The sequence below is a fragment of the Streptomyces sp. cmx-18-6 genome, from assembly GCF_046548915.1.
GTDB lineage: Bacteria > Actinomycetota > Actinomycetes > Streptomycetales > Streptomycetaceae > Streptomyces.
Map to the genome: position 1 here is coordinate 142,849 of NZ_JAEBEP010000016.1, position 18,911 is coordinate 161,759.

Consider the following 18,911-nt stretch of genomic DNA (forward strand, 5'->3'; position numbering starts at 1 on the left):
TCCCGTACGGCCCTGAGCGCCCCTGGCCCACCACCTCTTCGCGAGGCGGCGGGACCGGGGGCGCTTTCGCGCGGGCAGAGGGCCGAGGGGAGCGCGGGAAGGGAGGCAGAGAGGAGCGCGGGAAGGGTGCGAGAGGAGCGCGGGAAAGGAGACAGAGAGGAGCGCGGGAAAGGGCGCGGGCGGTCAGGGCCGGTGGAAGACGACCTCGGGGTGCGCCGGGACCGGCCCGTTCAGCAGCGGAGCCGCCCGGCCGCGCAGGTGCCGGTCGAAGAAGGCGGCCACGTAACTCCTGGTGATCACCGTCGAGCGGTCGGCGGACAGCGGCGCATCCGGGTCCTCCAGGCCGAGCTGCTCGCCGAGCACCGGGGTGTCGGTGAACGTGAAGTGCCCGGAGTCCCGCACGGTCAGCCAGCGCTTCCAGCCGTCCAGCCGACCCCAGCCCTTGTCCCAGGACGTGTCGGCGCTGCCGGGCCGGTGATCGGCCTCGGTGCCGAGCATCAGGAACGGCCGGCCGCCGAGCCCCGACACGGGGGCCGGGTCGAAGAACGTGCCGTCCATGTTGATCCCGGCGTCCACGCGGCGGTCGGCGGCCATCGTGGAGGCGGCCGCGTTGCCACCGATGGAGTGGCCCGCCATGCCCACCCGGTGCGGGTCGATGATCCCGGCGTGCCGCCAGGAGGAGCGCGGCCCCGTCAGCCGGTCCAGCAGGAAGGAGAAGTCGGCGCCCCGCCCGGTGGAGACGGCCGCCAGGACCTTCTCCCGGCTCGCCGCGTCGGGCTGAGCGGACACCTTCTCGCAGGCGGCGCAGGTGAGGAACCGGCCGTCCGGCAGTTGCGTACCGGTCGACTCGTACGGATGGTCCGCGGTCGCCACGACGTAACCACGGCTCGCCAGGTCCTCCGCGAGCCCCGTCAGGGTGGCCCGGGGCATGCCGAACCCGGGGGAGAGCAGGACCAGCGGGAACCGCCCGGGAGCGGGCCGGGCATCGATACGGGAGTGGGTCCGGGCGGCACTGACCACGCCGGGCGGAACGACGTTCTCCAGCCCGCGCTGCGCGAGCATCAGCCGCGCCTCCTCGGTCGTCATGTACGGGGCCGGCGCGCCGCCGCTGCCGGTGCGGGCCGGGTAGTGCAGCGACACCAGCAACTGCCGCGCCCCCGCGGCGGGCGCCCACGGGTCGGGCCGCCCGCGATCGGTCAGGAACACGGTGTCGCGGCCGGTGGCGTACGGGCCGGTGGGGCGCGGGAGCGCGAGAGCCGAAACCGCTGTGGCGTCAGGGGACTTGGCGGCTGGTGCGGAGTCCGGGGCTGGGCCTGGGGCCGGGGCGGCCGACGCCGACGCGGACGCCGGTCCGGGTGCGGACGCCGACGCGGGCGCGACCGCACCGGTCAGGGCGGCCAGGGCGGTCAGTACGGTCAGTACGGTCACGGGAACGACGGATGCGGTCGGGGCGGGCCTGCCGCGAAGGAAGATCGTCATGGTCGTCACGCTAGGCCAGGGGCCCGGACGGCCGCGTCGGACCCGGGGTGGAACCGGCGTCGGACCACGGTATGACCCGGCGCCGGACCCGTAGGCCCCTCGCCCCGTACGACGGCGGCACGCCCCGCGCCGTAGGACACCGGGCCGGTCCGGACCGGCCCGGTCCGCTCCGTACGACGGGGTCCGGTCCGCGCCGTACCCTTGCCGGGGAGCAGGACCGTGGGGCGGGGAGGAAGTCGACGTGGGTGCTGTGAAGAGCAAACGGATGCCACGCGCCGTGCGTGAGCAGCAGATGATGGACGCCGCGGTGCGCACCTTCGGGCAACGCGGATACCGGGCCGCCTCGATGGACGAGATCGCGGAGCTGGCGGGCGTCTCCAAGCCGTTGGTCTACCTGTACCTGAATTCCAAGGAGGACCTGTTCTCCGCCTGCATCCGGCGCGAGGCGGCGGCCCTGGTGGAAGCGGTACGGGCAGGAGTCGACCCGGACCTTCCCGCGGACGGCCAACTCTGGTCGGGGCTTAGGGCGTTCTTCACCCACACCGCCGAGAACCCGGACGGCTGGGCGGTGTTGAACCGCCAGGCGCGCTCGCACGGGGAGCCGTTCGTGAGCGAGGTGGTGGTGATGCGCGACGAGATCGTCGCCTTCGTGACGGGCCTGATCGGAGCCGCCGCCCGCGAGGCGCACCGCGACCCCGCCCTGGCGGACCGTGACGTGGCGGGCCTCGCGCAGGCGCTCGTGGGCGCGGCGGAGTCCCTGGCGGGCTGGGCCAACGACACCCCGGGCGTCTCGGCGAAGGAGGCCGCGGCGACCTTGATGAACTTCGCCTGGGCGGGCCTGGAGAACCTGATGCACGCCCGCCCGTGGCAGCCTCCGGCGGACGTTTCGTAGTCTCCCGGAGGTGGCGCGAGGAGCGTGGAGCGCGCAGAGCGTACGGATCCAGGGGGACTCATGACGGCAGCGGGCGCACCGCCCATCGTGTTCGTACACGGGACACGGTTCAGCGCGGGGCAGTGGAGCCCTCAACTTTCCGCACTCCGCGACGACTTCGCGGTGGCCGCCGTCGACCTCCCGGGCCACGGCGGCCGCTCCGCCGAACCCTGGAGCCTGGACGCGGCGGCGGAGATCATCGCTTCGGCGGTGGACGCGCTCGACCGTGGACCGGCTCTGGTCGTCGGGCACTCGCTCGGCGGTTACGCCTCACTGGAGTTCGCGCGCCGCCGGCCCGGGCTGCTGCGGGGCCTCGTCCTCGCGGGGGCCAGCGCCTCGACCCGTGGTGCGTGGGCCGCCCCGTACCGGTGGGTCGCCGGGCTCGTCCCCCGCCTGCCGGCGGACCGGCTGACCCGGTGGAACGACTGGTTGCTGCGCCGGCTCCATCCTCCCGAGGTGGTGGAGGCGACCATCCGCGCCGGTTACGCCTTCCACACCCTGCCGGACGCCTGGGGCGAGGTGCTGGGCCGCTTCGACGCCGACGCGATGCGTGATGTGGCCGCGCCCGTGCTCATCCTGAACGGCGAGAAGGACAGCGTCTTCCGGTCCGGCGAGAGGGATTTCGCCGGTGCGCATCCGGATGCCCGGGTCGAACTGATCCCCCGGGCACGACATCTCGCGAACTTCGACGATCCGGCCGCCTTCACGGATGCCGTCCGCCGCTTCGCCCGCCAACTGCCCTGAGCACGGACGGACGCGCCGGACCCGCCAACTGCCCTGAGCACGGACGGACGTGCCGGAGCTGGGGCCCTCGCCGCGTGCCCGAACGCGTAAGGGAGGCGGAGGGGGAGGAGGACAGGGCGCGGAGGGGAAGCGGACTGGACGCGTGGATGAGGCGGATGCTCCAGGGAGCGGATGTGCCGGTTGCCTCAGCGGTAGCCCGCCAAGCCGTCCGCGCGTTCCCCTTCGTCGCCGTCGAGGTGGGCGTAGAGGGCCTGCTGAAGGGCGAACGTGCCGCGCATGGCGGCCATGCGGTCGCTGAGCCCGCTGTCCGCCCCGCCGCCTGCGGCGAGCACCCGCGCCAGGATTTCGGGGCCATGACCGGCGCCGATGGCCGCGAGGTCCTCGGCCGGGTCGCCGAGCGCGACGTCGTCCCAGTCGAGCACTCCGGAAAGACGCGGCAGGCCGTCCGTCCACTCCCACAGCACGTTCTCGGGCCCGAGGTCGCCGTGCACCACCGCCCGGGTGAGGTGGGGAAGGTCCTGGATCGCCACGAGTTCCCGTTCGGCCCGCCGACGCCCATGGTCGGACATGAGCGGGAACAACTCGGCGCGGACGCTCTCCGCGAAGCGCTGCCACCGGTCCCGTGCCGCTTCGGGCAGAACCGCCCGTGCGCTCGCGTCGACGCCGGCCCGGTCCAGACCGGCCAGCAGCGTGGCGTACTGCGCTGCCACGGCGTCGGCCACTCGGGCGTCACTGAGCGCGTCGGCGTCCAGCGGCTCTCCCTGGAGGCGGCTGAGCACCAGGAACGGCGTCCCGTCGGCGTCGGGGGCGTTGCCCTGCACCAGCGGCTCAGGCGTGCGGAAGCCGAGGTCGAGCCCGGCGAGCGCACGCAGCGCGGCAACCCGCCCGGGCAGACGGGCCGCCGCCGCCCGGGTGCGAGGCAGGCACACGACGCGGTCCGATCCCAGGATCACATGGTGGAACTGCCCCTGTCGTACGGTGAGTTCACCTGGTTCGTCGTCGGGCAGCAGGCGGCGAAGCAGAGCGCGATGCGTGGTACGGATGCTCACGGGTGACCTTGGGTCCGGGGGCGGGACGGAGGCGATGTGCGCCTGGCCCGGCAGCCGGTGCGCGGCGACCGGTGTGCGGGGACCGATGCGCGGCGACCGGGCATTCCGCACATCGCGCCCCCATCCAACCGCCGAACGGCCCACAAGGCGAACCCATTTGGCGCGAGCCCAGGGGGTCGCCTAGTCGCCTGCATCGCCTGAATCGCCCGCATGGCGCATGCGGCCTTGATGGCCGCGTAAGGTCCTCGTCGCCGCCCTGCCGCCCTGCCGCCCAAGAATCTCCGACTCAGGTCACCCGCCCTGTCGCCGCGTGATCCTCCCGACCAGGTGCACGCGCCCGCCCTCGCCGCCGCGCAGGGCGAAGGCTTCCCCCGCCGGGTCGGCCGCGTACGTCACGGTGGCGGGCAGCAGGACGGGGGCCCTGAACTCGGCCCGTACGGTATGGATTCGATCGGGCTCGCCCGCCTCGGCCAGACAGCGGGCGGCCGTCCACATGCCGTGGGCGATGGCCCGGGGGAAGCCGAAGAGGCGGGCGGTGAGGGGGTGCAGGTGGATCGGGTTGCGGTCGCCGGAGACGGCTCCGTACCGCCGCCCGAGATCGCCGGGCAGCCGCCACTCCGCGACGGCGGGGAGCGCGGGGGCGGCGGCTGCGGCGGGGGCCCTGTCCTCGCTCTGCCCGGCTGCCTCCGTCGCGTGCCGTGACAGATAGCCGCTGCGCGACTCCCACACCAGCTCCCCGGCCACGCGCGCCTCGGTCACCATGGTGACCTCGGTGCCGCGCCGGTGGGGCGTCAACTCGTCTGCGTACACCGAGAGTTCAATCGGCTCTCCGAGCTGCACCGGCCGGTGGGCGCCGATCTCGATCCAGGTGTGGACGAGCCCGACGACGGGCAGCGGGAAGGCCCGTCCGGTCATCAGCCGCAGGGCGAGCGGGAAGCCCAGGACATGGGGGTACGTGAGGGGCAGCGGCCCGGAATCGGGGAAGCCGCAGATCCGGCGGTACGCGGCGAGCGGGCCGGGTTCGGCGGGTGCGGCCGGGCGGGTCGGGCGGTCGGCGGGCAGTGCGGCCCCCGGCCGACCGGCGCGCTTGAACGGCGAGGTCACGGCCCCGCGTACGAGAGAGGAGCTCAGCCCGTTCATCGCGCTCACGCTCCCAGCAGGCTCTGGCCGCACACGCGCAGCACCTGGCCGTTGACGGCGGAGGACGCGGGCTGGGCGAACCAGGCGACGGCTTCCGCGACGTCGACCGGAAGTCCGCCCTGGGAAAGGGAGTTCATGCGGCGGCCCGCCTCGCGGATGAGGAACGGCACGGCGGCCGTCATCTTCGTCTCGATGAAGCCGGGCGCGACCGCGTTGACCGTGACGCCGTGCTCGGCGGCGGCGCGCGGGCCGGGCGAGCGGACCAGCCCGATGATGCCGGCCTTGCTGGCGGCGTAGTTGGTCTGGCCGTTGTTGCCGGCGATGCCCGCGATGGACGCGGTGGCGACGATCCGGCCGCCGCGCGTGATCGCACCCGCCTTCAGGAGTTCGTCGGTGGTGCGGAGCACGCTGTCCAGGTTGACGTCGACGACCGAGGCCCAGCGGTCGGCGGGCATGTTGGCGAGGCGGCGGTCGCGGGTGATGCCGGCGTTGTGGACGAGGACGCCGAGCCCGTCCGGCGCGGCGGCGGCGATGCGGTCGGCGGCGTCCGGTGCGGTGATGTCCAGCGGGAGCGCGGTGGCTCCGAGCCGGTCGGCGGTACGTTCCAGGTCCTCCCGGGCCTGCGGAACGTCCAGCGCGATCACCCGCGCCCCGTCGCGGGCCAGCACCGAGGCGACGGCCGCGCCGATGCCCCGGGCGGCCCCGGTCACCAGGGCCGTGCGGCCGGCGAGCGGGGCGGCCGGGTCGGTGACGGGGGCGGAGGCGGCCGGGTCGGGGGTGGCGGGGTCGGAGGCGGCGGTGGTGAGCTCGATGACCTGGCCGCTGACGTACGCGGAGCGCGGGGAGAGCAGGAAGCGGAGGGTGGACCCGGCGGCCTGAGCCGTCCCGCCGACCGGAATCCGTACGAGCTGGACGGTGGAACCGCGCCCGATCTCCTTGCCCAGCGACCGGACGAACCCTTCCAGGGCCTGCTGGGCGGCGGCCTGGTGATGGTCGTCGGGCGACGGCGCCGTACCCAGGACGACGATCCGCCCGCCCGGCGCGAGGGAGCGTACGACGGGGTGCAGGGCGGCGTGTACGTCACCGAGCCCGGCGGCGGTGGCGACCCCGGTGGCGTCGAGCACGATCGCGGCGGGCCGGTCGGTGCGCTCGACCAGCGGGAGCCCGGCCCCGGCCAGCACCTCCGCCGCCCCCGGTACCGCCGACGCCCCGGCCGTCAGATGCAGCAGCGGCCCGTCCAGGTGCGGGGTCTCCAGGGTCCAGCGGCGCAGCGGGACGGGCTGCGGCAGGCCGAGGCGGCGGGTGAGGAAGCGGCCGGGTGCTGTGCCGGTGAGGTGCAGATAGCGATCGGCCATTGTCCTGACTCCCTGCTCGGTCGTAGATTTACTCCAGAGTAAGGTTACTGAAGAGTCAGGAGCTGGTCGAGATGAACAATCCCGGACCGACCGAGACGAGATGGTCACGATGACGCCTTCCCGGCCGATTCCCCTCGCTCTCCCGCAACCCCGCCGCGTCGCGGTCCTGGGCGGCAGCCGTACCCCCTTCGCCCGCTCGGACGGCCCGTACGCGACCGCCTCCAACCAGGACCTGCTGACCGCCGCGCTGGAGGGGCTCGTGGCGCGGTTCGGCCTGGAAGGGCAGCGGGTGGGGGAGTTCGTCGCGGGCGCGGTCCTCAAGCACAGCCGCGACTTCAACCTGGCCCGCGAGACGGTCCTCGGCTCGTCGCTGGACCCGCGCACACCGGCGTACGACGTCCAACAGGCGTGCGGTACGGGCCTCCAGGCCGTGATCGCCGCCGCCAACAAGATCGCTCTGGGTGCTGTGGACTCGGCCATCGCCGGGGGCTCCGACACCACGAGCGACGCCCCGCTCGGCGTCAACGACGACCTGCGCCGCATCCTGCTGGCCGCCCGCCGCGCGAGGACGGCGGGAGCCCGCCTCAAGGCCCTGTCGGCGGTACGTCCCCGCCACCTGGTCCCGGACATCCCGCGCAACGCGGAACCCCGCACCGGCCTGTCCATGGGCGAACACGCGGCCCGCACCGCCCGCCGCTGGGCGGTGAGCCGCGAGGACCAGGACCAGTTGGCGGCCACGAGCCACCAGCGCCTGGCGGCGGCGTACGAACGCGGCTTCCTGGACGACCTCGTCGTCCCGTACCAGGGGCTCGACCGCGACCAGAACCTCCGCCCCGGCTCCACCCCCGCCAAACTCGCCACCCTCAAACCGGTGTTCGGCACGGACGACCCCGGTACGGCGACGATGACGGCGGGCAACTCCACGCCCCTCACGGACGGCGCGGCGACGGTGCTGCTGGCGAGCGAGGAGTGGGCGCGCTCGCGCGGCTTCGAGCCGCTGGCCCACCTCACCCTCTACGAGACGGCGGCGGTGGATTACGTGGACGGCGACGACGGCCTCCTCATGGCCCCGGCGTACGCGGTGCCGCGCCTGCTGGAGCGGGCCGGGCTGGGGATCGAGGACTTCGACCTGTACGAGATCCACGAGGCGTTCGCCTCCCAGGTGCTGGCGACCCTCGCGGCCTGGGAGAAGCAGGGCCTGACCCCGCTGGACCGCACCCGCCTGAACGTCGCGGGCTCCTCCCTCGCGACGGGCCACCCCTTCGCCGCCACCGGGGCGCGGATCGTTGCCACGTTGGCCAAGCTGCTGGCGGAACGGGAGGCTCCGGGACGGGGGCTGATCTTGGTCTGCGCGGCGGGCGGGCAGGGGGTCACGGCCATCCTGGAACGCCCGTAGCCGCGAGGGGCTTCCGCAACGACGCCCTTCTGTCGCGAGGGACTCCGCCACGATGACCTTCTGTCGCGAGGGACTTCCGCCACGATGACCTTCTGTCGCGAGGGACTCCGCCACCACGCCTTCTGCCGCAAAGGGCTCCGCCACCAGCCCGTCTGCCGCAAGGGACTCCGCCACCACGCCCGTCTGCCGCGAGGGCGTGCCGCCGCAGCGGGCCTCTGCCACAACGGCCGGCTGCCACAACGGCCGGCTGCCACAACGGCCGGCTGCCACAACGGCCGGCTGTCACGACGGCCGGCTGTCACGACGGACTTCCGCCATCACGCCCTTCTGCCACCCGCCCCCGCCGGACGGACGACCCGGCGATCGACGACGAGACCCGCCCGACCCCCCGAACCCGAGGAGCCGCACGTGTCAACGCCTTCATCCGCCCCCACGCCCGCTGCCCCGGCTTTGGTGGAGCCGACGAAGAGGAGAGGCCCGGACGGCCGGGTCCAGGAGGTCTCCGTACCGGCGTTCGCGCCTCCCGTGCTGCGGGGCTCGCTGGCGGAGATCCCGTTCGACAACGCCCGGGAGGCCCCAGCCGAGGCGGTGCTCAGCCGCAAGGACGCCGAGGGGGCCTGGCACGACGTGAGCGCCGCCGAGTTCGCCGCCGAGGTGCTGGCGGTGGCGAAGGGCCTGATGGCGGAGGGGCTGCGGGCGGGGGACCGGGTCGCGATCATGGCCCGTACGACGTACGAGTGGACGCTCCTGGACTTCGCGTCCTGGGCGGCCGGTCTGGTGACGGTCCCCGTCTACCCGACCTCCTCCGCGTTCCAGGCCCGCTGGATCCTCCAGAACTCGGGCGCGGTGGCGTGCGCGGTGGAGACGAAGGAGCAGGGCCGCCTGATCAGCCAGGAGCGCAGGCAACTGGGCGACCTGGCGCACCTGTGGCAGTTCGACACGGGGGCGATCGGCCACCTCAAGTCGCTCGGCAAGGACATCCCCGACGCGGCGGTGACGGCCCGCCGCGCCACGCTGGAACCCGACAGCCCCGCCACCCTCATCTACACCTCGGGCACCACGGGCCGCCCGAAGGGCTGCGTCCTCACCCACGGCAACTTCTTCGCCGAGGTGGACAACGCGATCGAACTGCTCCACCCGGTCTTCAAGTCGGTATCGAAGGACCCGGCGTCCACGCTGCTCTTCCTGCCGCTCTCGCACGTGTTCGGGAGGATGGTGGCGATCGGCTGCATGAGGGCGAGGGTCCGCCTCGGCCACGCCCCCTCCATCCAGACGGAGGACCTGCTGACGGACCTGGCGGGCTTCCGCCCCACCTTCCTCCTCGCCATCCCGTACGTACTGGAGAAGGTCTACAACACGGGCCGGGCGACGGCCGAAAAGATGGGCCGCGCTTCGTCGTTCGACCGCGCGGCACGCATCGCGCAGCGCTACGGAAAGGCGGTCGAGGCCGCCGAACACGGCACCGGCCCGGGTCCCGGCCTCGGCCTGCGCGCGGCCCGTGCCCTGTACGACCCGCTGGTCTACCGCCGCATCCGGGCGGCCCTCGGCGGCAAGGTCCGGTACGTGATCTGCGGCGGCTCCCCGCTGGGCCGGAGGCTCGCGGCGTTCTACGAGGGCGCGGGCATCGGCATCTTCGAGGGGTACGGCCTGACGGAGACGACGGCGGCCCACACGGTGACCCCACCCCTCAAACCCCGCCTGGGCACGGTCGGTTGGCCACTCCCCGGTACGTCGGTACGCATCGCGGACGACGGCGAGGTGCTGCTCCGGGGCGGCCAGGTGTTCCGGGGCTACTGGGACCCGGAACGCGCGGAACCGATCCCGTACCTCCTGGACGGCGACTGGTTCCCCACGGGGGACCTGGGGGAGTTGGACGAGGACGGCTACCTGTCGATCACGGGCCGCAAGAAGGACATCATCATCACGTCGGGCGGCAAGAACGTCACCCCGGCCCCCTTGGAGGACTGGCTCCGCGCCCACCCCTTGGTCAGCCAGTGCATGGTGGTCGGCGACAACCGCTCGTACATCACGGCCCTGATCACCCTGGAGCCGGACGGCCTCCAGCACTGGCGTCAGATGACGAAGAAACAGGACGTGCCGCTAAGGGAGTTGGTCCACGACGAGGACCTGCGCACGTCGTTGCAGCGAGCGGTGGACGAGGCGAACCGCCTGGTCTCCCGCGCGGAGTCGATCCGCAAGTTCGCGGTGCTGCCAGTGGACTTCACCGAGGAGCAGGGGCACTTGACGCCTTCGCTGAAACTGAAGCGGGACGCGATCGCGCGGGACTTCTCGGGAGAGATCGAGGAGTTGTATCGGCGGTGAGGGGGTGGGGTGACTGTTCTCGGTAGGGTGGGCTGGGGAATCGCCCCCTGACGGATCGGTGGCTTATGTCGGTTTCTCTGCAAGTCATGAAAAACACGGCTGCGCCGAACTAAAACCCCAGGTCACGAACTGTGCTCCCCGCGCGTGCGGGGGTGGTCCCGCGACCATCGGAAAGCTGAAGCGGTATTGGGCGTGCTCCCCGCGCGTGCGGGGGTGGTCCCGTGAGCACCGACGAGTGGATGGGGGCCTGACAGTGCTCCCCGCGCGTGCGGGGGTGGTCCCTTCGGCGGCGACATGCCCACCACCCTGGTGCGGTGCTCCCCGCGCGTGCGGGGGTGGTCCCAGCCGGTTGATGTTCGCCGCGGTGAGGGCGACGTGCTCCCCGCGCGTGCGGGGGTGGTCCCCGGCAACTACTCTCCGCGATGTACGCCTCGGCGTGCTCCCCGCGCGTGCGGGGGTGGTCCCGGGTCGTCAACGACCATCTTCCGGGCCGGGAAGTGCTCCCCGCGCGTGCGGGGGTGGTCCCCGGCTCCTGGCCGTGGAGCTGCGCCGCCGGGGGTGGTCCCGGAGGTCGCCGGGCACGGGACGGAATGGCGACGTGCTCCCCGCGTGTGCGGGGGTGGTCCCGCGTCCCGGACGAGGACGAACCGGAAGCCGAGATGCTCCCCGCGCGTGCGGGGTATTGCCTGCGAGGAATTGTTGATGCGGGGGCCCTGGGTAACGAGCTGAACCCGCTCCTCACCGACTCCGTAATACGGTGGAGCGGCCCCGGCTCCATGGCCGACTGGACGCGGTGGAGCGATTGGCGGATGCGGTTCTCTCTGTATCCAACGGCTGCTGACGTGGCTGTGCCAGGTCAGCAGCCGTTGGATGCGGCGCGAGGCCAGCCGGGCTGGTCCCCGAGCGCGACGTTGTCACGGGTGTAGTGCATTGCCGTTCGTCAGAGGTCGTCGGGCAGCAACCGGAATGCCATGTGCCCAGTCAGGGGCCGCACCATACGGAAGTGGCGGTCGGTGGTGAAGATGACCTCTGTACGGTACGCGGCGGCCAGCGCGACGTTCATCGCGTCTGCCATCCCGATGCCCTTGCCGCTGTCCGCGTCCACGTAGCCCTCCGCGACGGCGATCGCAGCACTCAGGTGCGCGCCGACAGACGGGACCTCGAAGCGTCTGGTGGCTGCGTTGTGTTCGATGAACCGTGCCGCCTTCAGGGCCTGGCGTGGCCCGGCCTTCGTGGTGATCAGGTAGTCGAGCTCGGCCAGGACGAAAGGGGAGATGATCAAGTGGCTGATCGCCGCCAGCCCCTCTTTGTGTGATTCGTGGCCGGCGAGTCTCGGGTCGAGAAGTCGGTAGAGGGCGTTGGTGTCCGCGATGGCGACCAGGCTCAAGACCCCATCCCCTTGAGCACGTCCTCGATCTCGTCGTCGGTGAGATCAGGCAGGCCGAGATCGGGGAGCTCTATGGCACCCATGGGGTCGGTGGGGTACGGGGGGATGTCGTCGTCGCTGATGGGCACGACACGCGCGACAGCAGTGCCGTTCTTGGTGACGGTGATGGTCTCACCGCGTGCTGCCGCAGCAAGGATCTGTGAGGATCTCTGATTGAACTCACGAGCAGTGGTCTCCATGTACTACATGTTACTACATGTTGGCCGAGGCTCCGGCGTCGTCAGCCTCATTGAACGGACCGCTTCTTCCCGAAAGGTGCGTTCGGCTCGTAGTGCCTGGTCGGACGGCCTACTCTTCGACGCCGAAAACATCGTGAGTTAGACGAACGCTCCCCGCGCGTGCGGGGATGGTCCCGTGAATCGGGAGTCCCGAGGGATCCCGGTTCAGTGCTCCCCGCCAATGCGGGGATGGCCCCGCGTACGCCGCGTCGGCCGGGATGGTCTGGTCGTGCTCCCCGCGCCCGCGGGGCCCGGTCCGGTGCTCGCTTCGGTCGGGCGGCGGGCCGGCGACGGCCGTTTCTGCCGGGCAGGCTTCGACGTCGATCGGCGGAACCGGCAGGCGGGTCGTCCCAGTGGCGCGATCAGCAGCCGGTGGGCCGAAGCCGCTCCCGGGGGCGCGGCCACGTCCCGGCGCGGTTCTCGGCCGCCGCCTTCGACGCCTGACCCGCCGGACAGTCCCTAGCCGTCCACCAGCGACGCCACCAGGCGCGTCATGGCCGGCCGTGGGTCGGGCGTGCCGGGCCAGCCGGTCATCAGGAGGTGGTGGGCGGTACCCACGATCGCGAGGGCCACGGTGCTCGGGTCGATCGCCTCCGCCACCCTGCCGAGCCCCTGCTCGGCCTCCAGATAGCCGGTGACGGCCTCCTGGATCGCGGAGAAGCCCGGCGCCCCGTCCTGGAGGGCCTCCCGGATGCGCGACGCGGCCGCGGGGCGGGTCATGGCCAGGCCCGACACGGCGGGGCCGCCGGAGTCGAACAGGGCGAGGACGACCGCGTCGAGGTTCCCCGCCACCGTGCCCTGCCCGGCGAGGACCGCCAGCGCCCGCGCCTTCTCCGCCGTCCGTGCGAACCGGTCGAGGCAGAGCTCGGCCACGAATTCGTCGAACCCTGCGAAGTGCGCGTGCAGCAGCCCCTTGGCGCAGCCCGCCTCGGTGGTGACGGACCGGCTGGTGAGCGCGCCGGGGCCGTCCCTTTCCACCACGCGCTCGGCGGCCGCGAACAGCCGCTCGCGCACGTCGGGCGTCGCCACTCCGCGCGGTGACATGGGCCTCGCTTCCGTTCTGCCGCCATCGCCCACAGGGGGCGGACCTCTTCGATCGTAGCGGCGTTCGATCGTAGCGGCGATTGCCTATTTGGGCACGCGCCCATACTGTTTGGGCAAGCGCCCATTCCTCCGTCCCACCTCAGGAGACGCCCGTGTCGGACATCGTCAACACCGAGCAGGCAACCGCATGGAACGGCCCCGAAGGCGTCCACTGGGCGCGCAACGAGGACCGCTGGAACGCCGTGAACGAGGGCTTCAACGAACCGCTGCTCGAAGCCGCCGGCATAACCGCCGCTCATCGGACCCTCGACCTCGGCTGCGGCTCCGGGCAGACCACGCGCCTCGCCGCGCTGCGGGCGCCTCGGGGGAGCGCGCTGGGCCTCGACCTGTCCGGCCCGATGCTGGCCGAGGCGCGGGCCCGCGCGGAGAAGGACGGGATCACCAACGTCTCCTTCACGCGGGGCGACGCGCAGGTCCACCCCTTCGAGCCCGGCGCGTTCGACGCGGCGATCAGCCGATACGGGGTGATGTTCTACGCCGACCCCGTAGCGGCCTTCGGCAACGTCGGCCGGGCCCTGCGCCCCGGAGGCCGCCTGGCGTTCGTCTGCCCGGCCGACGCCATGCTCAACGGCTGGGTGGTGGCGATGGCGGCACTGCGCGCCTTCCTGCCGGTCGGTGACTTCGGAAAGCCGGGACTGCCCGGCATGTTCTCCCTGGCCGCCCCGGACCACATCCGTGACGTCCTCACCGCGGCCGGGTTCACCGGCATCACCGTCAACCACGCGCAGACGTACGGGGCATGGGGACGCGGGGCCCAGGACGCGGCGGGTTTCCTGCTGGGAACGGGCCCCGGCCGCCACCTGATGGAGCAGGCCGACGCGGCCGCACGGACCCGCGCCCGCCGCACCCTGACGGAACACCTGCGCGACCACGAGGCGGCGGACGGCACGGTCCGGCTGCGCAGCACGTCGTGGCTGGTCACGGCAGATCGCCCGGCCGCCCCATCGGGCAGGTCCTAGACCGGCGGGTACGCGTTCTCGGGCCACGGCCGGGCCGTCCCTTCACGCGGGCACCCCGGTGCCGGCAGCTCCATGGGACGGCCCCCCACCACCACAGCGGAAATGGGTGGCTTTGTTGGTGAGTTACGAGAGCACCTGTTGCCCGGCGCCAAGAGCAGGCTCTTCCACGGGAGAGTGATATCGCTGAGTTTTGAGAGCACCTGGATGCTTGCTTCGGGACCATGGTTGTGCTCTGCACGACGAGGGGGCCGGGGTGCTGCCGAAGTCCAAGGTCGATCTGTACGCGGCGATCCGCCGTGATTCGCGTCAGGGCCTGTCGAACCGTGCTCTCCAGCGGCAGTACGGCGTCGGGTTCCTGACGGTGCAGAAGGCGTTGTCGTCGGCCTGGCCGGAGCCTAGGAAGCAGCTTCCGCCGAGGGCGACCCGGCTGGATCCGTTCAAGCCGTTGATCGACCAGATGCTGCGGGCGGACCTGGACGCGCCGCGCAAGCAGCGGCACACGGTGAAGCGGATCTTTGAGCGGCTGCTGGATGAGCACGGCGCGGACGAAATCTCGTACCAGATGGTCCGCGGCTACGTTGCTACGCGCCGTGAGGAGATCAGGGTCCAGGCCGGCCGGGGTGTGGTGGAGGCGTTCGTCCCGCAGACCCACAAGCCCGGAGCCGAGGCGGAGGTCGACTTCGGCGACGTGACCGTGAGGTTGGCCGGCGAGCTGGTGACCTGCTACCTGTTCGCGTTCCGGCTGTCCTACTCGGGCAAGGCCGTGCATCGGATCTTCGCGTCGGCCGGGCAGGAGGCGTTCTTCGAGGGCCACGTCCACGCTCTCAACGTGCTGGGCGGAGTGCCGACCTCGAAGGTCCGCTACGACAACCTTAGAGCCGCCGTCGCCCAGGTGTTGGGCTTCTCGCGGCAGCGGGTGGAGGCCGAGCGGTGGACCGCGTTCCGCTCGCACTACGGCCTGGAGGCTCTTTACTGCCAACCTGGAATCCGCGGCGCCCACGAGAAGGGCGGGGGTCGAGGGCCAGATCGGCTGGTTCCGCCGGAATCACCTCGTTCCTGTTCCGGAGGGCGCCACGCTTGCCGAGCTCAACGAGATGATCGAGCGGTGGGACGAGGAGGACGATGCCCGGCGGATCCGGTCGCGGCCCCGGACGATCGGCGAGTACTTCACAGCTGAGCGGCCGCTGTTGGGCCCGTTGCCGGACGAGCCGTTCGAGACGGGCCGGCTCTTCACCCTGCGGGTTGACCGCTACAGCCAGATCAGCGTCCGCACCAACCGCTACTCGGTGCCAGTGCGGCTGATCGGCCGGACCGTCCGCGCGATGCTGCATGCCTCCGAGCTGGTGGTCCACGACGGCCGCGAGGAAGTCGCCCGGCACGAACGGCTGATTGCCAAGGGCGGGCTGCCGCCTCGACCTGGACCACTACCTGGAGGCACTCGTGCGCAAGCCCGGTGCCCTGCCGGGAGCGACCGCCCTCGATCAGGCCCGATCCGCAGGCAGATTCACCCCGGTCCATGACGCCTGGTGGGCGGCGGCAGTCAAGGCCCACGGCGAACGCGACGGCACCCGCGCGCTGATCGAAGTCCTCCTTCTCGGCCGCCACCTGCCCCACGAACACCTGGTCACCGGCCTCGCGGCGGCCCTGAAGACGGGCGCACTGACCGCGGACGCCGTCGCACTTGAAGCCCGTAAGGCAGCGGAGGAGGACGGCCATGCCCAAGAGGAACCTGTGCCGCCCACAGCCAGCCGGTCCAATGTCACGTCCCTAACCTCCCGCCGCCTGGCCCGCCTGCCACCCGACAAGCGGCCACTTCCCTCGGTTGCCCACTACGACCAGTTGCTGCGACTGCGTCGGCCGGACCGCCCCACCCCCTGAAGGAGAACGACCGTGACCTTCCCTCGCCAGCGAGGACTCACCGAGCAGGCCGCCACCGCAGCGGTCGACCAGGCATGCCGGATGCTGCGGCTTCCCACCATCCGCAACCAGTTCCCCGAGCTCGCCGAGACCGCCGGCCGCGAGCAGATGTCCTACCTCGGCTTCCTCGCCGAGCTCCTCCTGGCCGAGTGCGACGATCGGGCCCGACGACGCTCCGAACGACGGATCAAGGCCGCCGGCTTCCCCCGCGACAAGTCGCTTCGCAAGTTCGACTTCGACGCCAACCCGAACATCGACGCGGCCTTGATTCACACCCTCGCCAAGTGCGAGTGGATCAAGAAGAGCCTGCCGCTCTGCCTCATCGGCGACTCCGGCACCGGCAAGTCCCACCTGCTGATCGCGCTCGGCACCGAAGCCGCGATGGCCGGCTACCGGGTCAAGTACGTGCTGGCGACGAAGCTGGTCAACGAGCTCGTCGAGGCCGCCGACGAGAAGCAACTGACCAAGACCATCGCCCGCTACGGCCGCGTCGATCTTTTGTGTATTGACGAGCTCGGCTACATGGAACTCGACCGCCGCGGCGCCGAACTCCTCTTCCAGGTTTTGACCGAACGGGAGGAAAAGAACAGCGTGGCCATCGCCTCGAACGAGTCGTTCTCCGGCTGGACGAAGACCTTCACCGACCCGCGTCTTTGCGCTGCGATCGTCGACCGCCTCACCTTCGGCGGCAACATCATCGAGACCGGCACCGACTCCTACCGCCTCGCCACCACCCGCGCCCGCGCAGAGCAGCAGGCTGCGGCCGGCTGACTCCCCACAGACGAGCGAGCGCGACCACGGGGCGCCGGGCGGCTGGCAGAAGGTCGGAACATGATCTACCGGAAGTCGTTCAGCCAGTCGCCCGGGAGCAGGTCACGTATTCCGTCGAGGGCTGGTTCGGTGCGGCCACGGGCCAGCAGAGCCATGCCGTCGTCGTCACGCAGAAGCACGTCATGGCCCAGGAACCAACGGATGGCGTGCTCCTCCTCGCCCATCGGATAGGCCGGGAACGGCAGCCGAGTGCAGTTCTGTTCCAGCAGATCAACGCCGTAGTCGTCGAAGTCGCTCAGGAAGTCGCAGAGCTCGCCTTCGGCCTGCAGGGATTCCGACAGCACGATCTCGATGAAGCACAGGGACAGCCGCTCCAGCCAGCTCTCCCAGCGTTCGGCAGCCTTGTCAGCCAAGTCGGCCCTGATGAACACGACAGGGTCTTCGTCCACCACCTCATCGAGGAGGATCCCCCAGGAACAGGCCCCCTGGTTCTCATGCCGGAAGACCAGAGCTTCCTTAGCCTCGTCCACATACAGCTCTGACGGGCTGAGCAGGACGTCATGGTTGCTGGTCAGGTCCTGACGGCGGCCGAGCAGCAGATACGCCTCTCGAAGCGCCAGTGGCAGCCGGAAGCCGAGCCTCTCCTCCGCGGCCACGAGATCCGCCTCGCCCCAGCCGTCGTCATCACCGAGCGCCTCCGACCAGTTCGCAACGAACCCGCGGATGAACTCCCAGGCGCCCCTGCGGCCTTCAACACCCGCAGCGAGCGACCGCACCATATCGAACTCACGTGTCATGCCAGGACGATATCGGCTCCACCCACGCAGCCCTCGGGCACCTGCACAGAGCGGTAGACACGCCGGTACTGGTGCTCTCGGAACTCAGTGACATTTCCACTCGGCTAGATCAACATCCGCTGCCGCAACTCGGCATCAAACGCTCTTCGTCATCACCTACGAAGCCAAAATGGGATACCGCCCCGGCCGGAAAGGGCGGAGACTCGTCCCATGGGTGCTGACATGGGGGCGTTCCGCGAGGCGGTCACCGCGTGGGCGGCCGGTGCGCCCGGTGAGCCCGCCCGGGAGCTGGCCCCGCGACTCCCCGTCCGGACCGCCGTCCTCCTTGAAGGGCTGAGCGACGCCGCAGCGGTCAACGCCCTGGCCGAGGGCCGGGGCCGGGACCTGGCCGCCGAGGGCGTGTGCGTCCTGCCGATGGGCGGCGCGATGAGCGTCGGCCGCTTCGCCGGCCTCCTCGGGCCCTCCGGCCTGGGCCTCCGCCTCACCGGCCTGTGCGACGAGCGGGAGAGCGGCTACTACGCCCGAGGCTGGGAGCGGGCCGGTGCGACGGGGAAGCAGGAGTTCTTCGTCTGCGCGGCCGATCTGGAGGAAGAGCTCATCCGCGCCCTGGGCGTGCCACGGGTGGAGGAGCTGATCCAGGCGGAGGGCGACCTGCGCCCCCTCCGGATCTTCCTGCGCCAGCCCGCCCAGCAAGGCCGTTCGCCCGAGCAGCAGTTGCGGCGCTTCCTCGGTACGAAGAAGGGGCGCAAGATCCAGTACGGCCGCGTCCTGGTCGAAGCCCTCGACGCCGACCGCGTACCCGCCCCCCTCGACGACCTGCTCGCCGTCCTCTGAATCCAGCGCGCCACACCCCGGGGTCTGGCCGCACGGATCGAACTGCACGGCTCCGGAGAACGGGCCGGCCCACCGGCCGTGCCCGACGCGAACCCGAACGGGGGGAGGGGAACCCGTACAGAGGGTGCCACGTCGTAGTGCCGGACGGCTGGAACGGCCTGGGGAAGACCGGGGAGAAACGGGGTGCGGGGATGGGCGCGAAGCCGAAGGCGCGGGCGTGGTCAGGGGCTCTGGCGGTGGCAGCGGTCGTGCTTGTCGGAGGGGCGGGCTGCACGACGGGCGCGGAAAGCGGCGGAGGGCTCAAGGCGGACGGCGTCGCTGAGCTTGTTCTTTAACCTCTGCCTGTGGTTGGCCCCTTGGCTGACCACGGGTTTTCGTGTTCGCAGGACAGCTGGACGACGTCCGCGTGATCATGTGATTCGGCCGTAAGGCACGATGACAACCTGAG

15 protein-coding genes, 1 pseudogene and 1 CRISPR repeat array are annotated in these 18,911 nt (G+C 71.6%); of the genes and pseudogenes, 8 read left to right on the forward strand and 8 right to left on the reverse strand.

Annotated elements, in window-relative coordinates:
• Nucleotides 1-183 precede the first annotated feature (183 nt).
• A complete protein-coding gene (locus ACLJPL_RS29895; RefSeq protein ID WP_411084068.1) occupies nt 184-1,479 on the reverse strand; it encodes an alpha/beta hydrolase family protein in 1,296 nt (431 codons plus the stop codon).
• A 265-nt stretch (nt 1,480-1,744) separates the two neighbouring features.
• On the opposite strand from ACLJPL_RS29895, the gene ACLJPL_RS29900 reads away from it, so the two are divergent.
• Nucleotides 1,745-2,371: a TetR/AcrR family transcriptional regulator gene (locus tag ACLJPL_RS29900; protein WP_411084069.1), complete on the forward strand. Its 627-nt coding sequence runs from the start codon at nt 1,745-1,747 to the stop codon at nt 2,369-2,371.
• Nucleotides 2,372-2,431: 60 nt separating this feature from the next.
• The gene (locus ACLJPL_RS29905; RefSeq protein WP_411084070.1) at nt 2,432-3,154 is read left to right on the forward strand and encodes an alpha/beta fold hydrolase; all 723 of its coding nucleotides are present in this window, start codon (nt 2,432-2,434) and stop codon (nt 3,152-3,154) included.
• Between the two features lie 185 nt (nt 3,155-3,339).
• Here the strand turns inward: ACLJPL_RS29905 and vph are convergent, their stop codons facing one another.
• The 3 genes from vph to ACLJPL_RS29920 all read right to left on the reverse strand — a co-directional run bounded on the left by vph (nt 3,340) and on the right by ACLJPL_RS29920 (nt 6,698).
• Nucleotides 3,340-4,203, reverse strand: a complete 864-nt coding sequence (gene vph / locus ACLJPL_RS29910) for a viomycin phosphotransferase (protein WP_411084071.1) — start codon at nt 4,201-4,203, stop codon at nt 3,340-3,342.
• 291 nt (nt 4,204-4,494) lie between these two features.
• Complete coding sequence (locus tag ACLJPL_RS29915) at nt 4,495-5,343, reverse strand: MaoC family dehydratase (protein WP_411084072.1); 849 nt, start codon at nt 5,341-5,343, stop codon at nt 4,495-4,497.
• Nucleotides 5,344-5,348: 5 nt separating this feature from the next.
• Nucleotides 5,349-6,698, reverse strand: a complete 1,350-nt coding sequence (locus ACLJPL_RS29920) for a 3-oxoacyl-ACP reductase (protein ID WP_411084073.1) — start codon at nt 6,696-6,698, stop codon at nt 5,349-5,351.
• Between the two features lie 100 nt (nt 6,699-6,798).
• On the opposite strand from ACLJPL_RS29920, the gene ACLJPL_RS29925 reads away from it, so the two are divergent.
• Together ACLJPL_RS29925 and ACLJPL_RS29930 are read left to right on the forward strand one after the other, a co-directional pair.
• Complete coding sequence (locus tag ACLJPL_RS29925; protein WP_411084074.1) at nt 6,799-8,094, forward strand: acetyl-CoA C-acetyltransferase; 1,296 nt, start codon at nt 6,799-6,801, stop codon at nt 8,092-8,094.
• A 408-nt stretch (nt 8,095-8,502) separates the two neighbouring features.
• The gene (locus ACLJPL_RS29930; protein WP_411084075.1) at nt 8,503-10,416 is read left to right on the forward strand and encodes an AMP-dependent synthetase/ligase; all 1,914 of its coding nucleotides are present in this window, start codon (nt 8,503-8,505) and stop codon (nt 10,414-10,416) included.
• A 131-nt stretch (nt 10,417-10,547) separates the two neighbouring features.
• Nucleotides 10,548-11,043: a CRISPR direct-repeat array (repeat unit 29 nt; unit sequence GTGCTCCCCGCGCGTGCGGGGGTGGTCCC).
• Nucleotides 11,044-11,356: 313 nt separating this feature from the next.
• On the opposite strand, the gene ACLJPL_RS29935 is transcribed toward ACLJPL_RS29930, so the two are convergent.
• The 3 genes from ACLJPL_RS29935 to ACLJPL_RS29945 all read right to left on the reverse strand — a co-directional run bounded on the left by ACLJPL_RS29935 (nt 11,357) and on the right by ACLJPL_RS29945 (nt 13,125).
• A complete protein-coding gene (locus ACLJPL_RS29935; protein ID WP_411084076.1) occupies nt 11,357-11,803 on the reverse strand; it encodes a PIN domain-containing protein in 447 nt (148 codons plus the stop codon).
• Nucleotides 11,800-12,042, reverse strand: coding sequence for a type II toxin-antitoxin system Phd/YefM family antitoxin (locus ACLJPL_RS29940; protein ID WP_411084077.1), 243 nt, complete (start codon nt 12,040-12,042; stop codon nt 11,800-11,802). Before ACLJPL_RS29940 ends, ACLJPL_RS29935 begins: the two co-directional genes overlap by 4 nt.
• Nucleotides 12,043-12,540: 498 nt before the next feature.
• Complete coding sequence (locus tag ACLJPL_RS29945) at nt 12,541-13,125, reverse strand: TetR/AcrR family transcriptional regulator (RefSeq protein WP_411084078.1); 585 nt, start codon at nt 13,123-13,125, stop codon at nt 12,541-12,543.
• A 152-nt stretch (nt 13,126-13,277) separates the two neighbouring features.
• Between ACLJPL_RS29945 and ACLJPL_RS29950 the strand changes: the two genes are divergently transcribed.
• The 3 genes and pseudogenes from ACLJPL_RS29950 to istB all read left to right on the forward strand — a co-directional run bounded on the left by ACLJPL_RS29950 (nt 13,278) and on the right by istB (nt 16,832).
• Nucleotides 13,278-14,144 carry a class I SAM-dependent methyltransferase gene (locus tag ACLJPL_RS29950; RefSeq protein WP_411084079.1) on the forward strand — a complete coding sequence of 289 codons (867 nt, stop codon included), beginning with the start codon at nt 13,278-13,280 and terminating at the stop codon, nt 14,142-14,144.
• Between the two features lie 256 nt (nt 14,145-14,400).
• Nucleotides 14,401-16,022: pseudogene (gene istA / locus ACLJPL_RS29955) on the forward strand (IS21 family transposase).
• A gap of 12 nt (nt 16,023-16,034) precedes the next feature.
• A complete protein-coding gene (gene istB / locus ACLJPL_RS29960; RefSeq protein WP_411084080.1) occupies nt 16,035-16,832 on the forward strand; it encodes an IS21-like element helper ATPase IstB in 798 nt (265 codons plus the stop codon).
• A gap of 65 nt (nt 16,833-16,897) precedes the next feature.
• Here the strand turns inward: istB and ACLJPL_RS29965 are convergent, their stop codons facing one another.
• A complete protein-coding gene (locus ACLJPL_RS29965) occupies nt 16,898-17,629 on the reverse strand; it encodes an SMI1/KNR4 family protein (protein ID WP_411084081.1) in 732 nt (243 codons plus the stop codon).
• Nucleotides 17,630-17,839: 210 nt separating this feature from the next.
• On the opposite strand from ACLJPL_RS29965, the gene ACLJPL_RS29970 reads away from it, so the two are divergent.
• A complete protein-coding gene (locus ACLJPL_RS29970; RefSeq protein WP_411084082.1) occupies nt 17,840-18,463 on the forward strand; it encodes a TOPRIM nucleotidyl transferase/hydrolase domain-containing protein in 624 nt (207 codons plus the stop codon).
• Nucleotides 18,464-18,911 lie beyond the last annotated feature (448 nt).

Coding starts and splice junctions, on each gene's coding strand:
- ACLJPL_RS29895 (WP_411084068.1), bottom strand. CDS start 1,479: ATGACGATCTTCCTTCGCGGCAGGCCCGCCCCGACCGCATCCGTCGTT.
- ACLJPL_RS29900 (WP_411084069.1), top strand. CDS start 1,745: ATGCCACGCGCCGTGCGTGAGCAGCAGATGATGGACGCCGCGGTGCGC.
- ACLJPL_RS29905 (WP_411084070.1), top strand. CDS start 2,432: ATGACGGCAGCGGGCGCACCGCCCATCGTGTTCGTACACGGGACACGG.
- ACLJPL_RS29915 (WP_411084072.1), bottom strand. CDS start 5,343: ATGAACGGGCTGAGCTCCTCTCTCGTACGCGGGGCCGTGACCTCGCCG.
- ACLJPL_RS29920 (WP_411084073.1), bottom strand. CDS start 6,698: ATGGCCGATCGCTATCTGCACCTCACCGGCACAGCACCCGGCCGCTTC.
- ACLJPL_RS29925 (WP_411084074.1), top strand. CDS start 6,799: ATGGTCACGATGACGCCTTCCCGGCCGATTCCCCTCGCTCTCCCGCAA.
- ACLJPL_RS29940 (WP_411084077.1), bottom strand. CDS start 12,042: ATGGAGACCACTGCTCGTGAGTTCAATCAGAGATCCTCACAGATCCTT.
- ACLJPL_RS29945 (WP_411084078.1), bottom strand. CDS start 13,125: ATGTCACCGCGCGGAGTGGCGACGCCCGACGTGCGCGAGCGGCTGTTC.
- ACLJPL_RS29965 (WP_411084081.1), bottom strand. CDS start 17,629: ATGACACGTGAGTTCGATATGGTGCGGTCGCTCGCTGCGGGTGTTGAA.
- ACLJPL_RS29970 (WP_411084082.1), top strand. CDS start 17,840: ATGGGTGCTGACATGGGGGCGTTCCGCGAGGCGGTCACCGCGTGGGCG.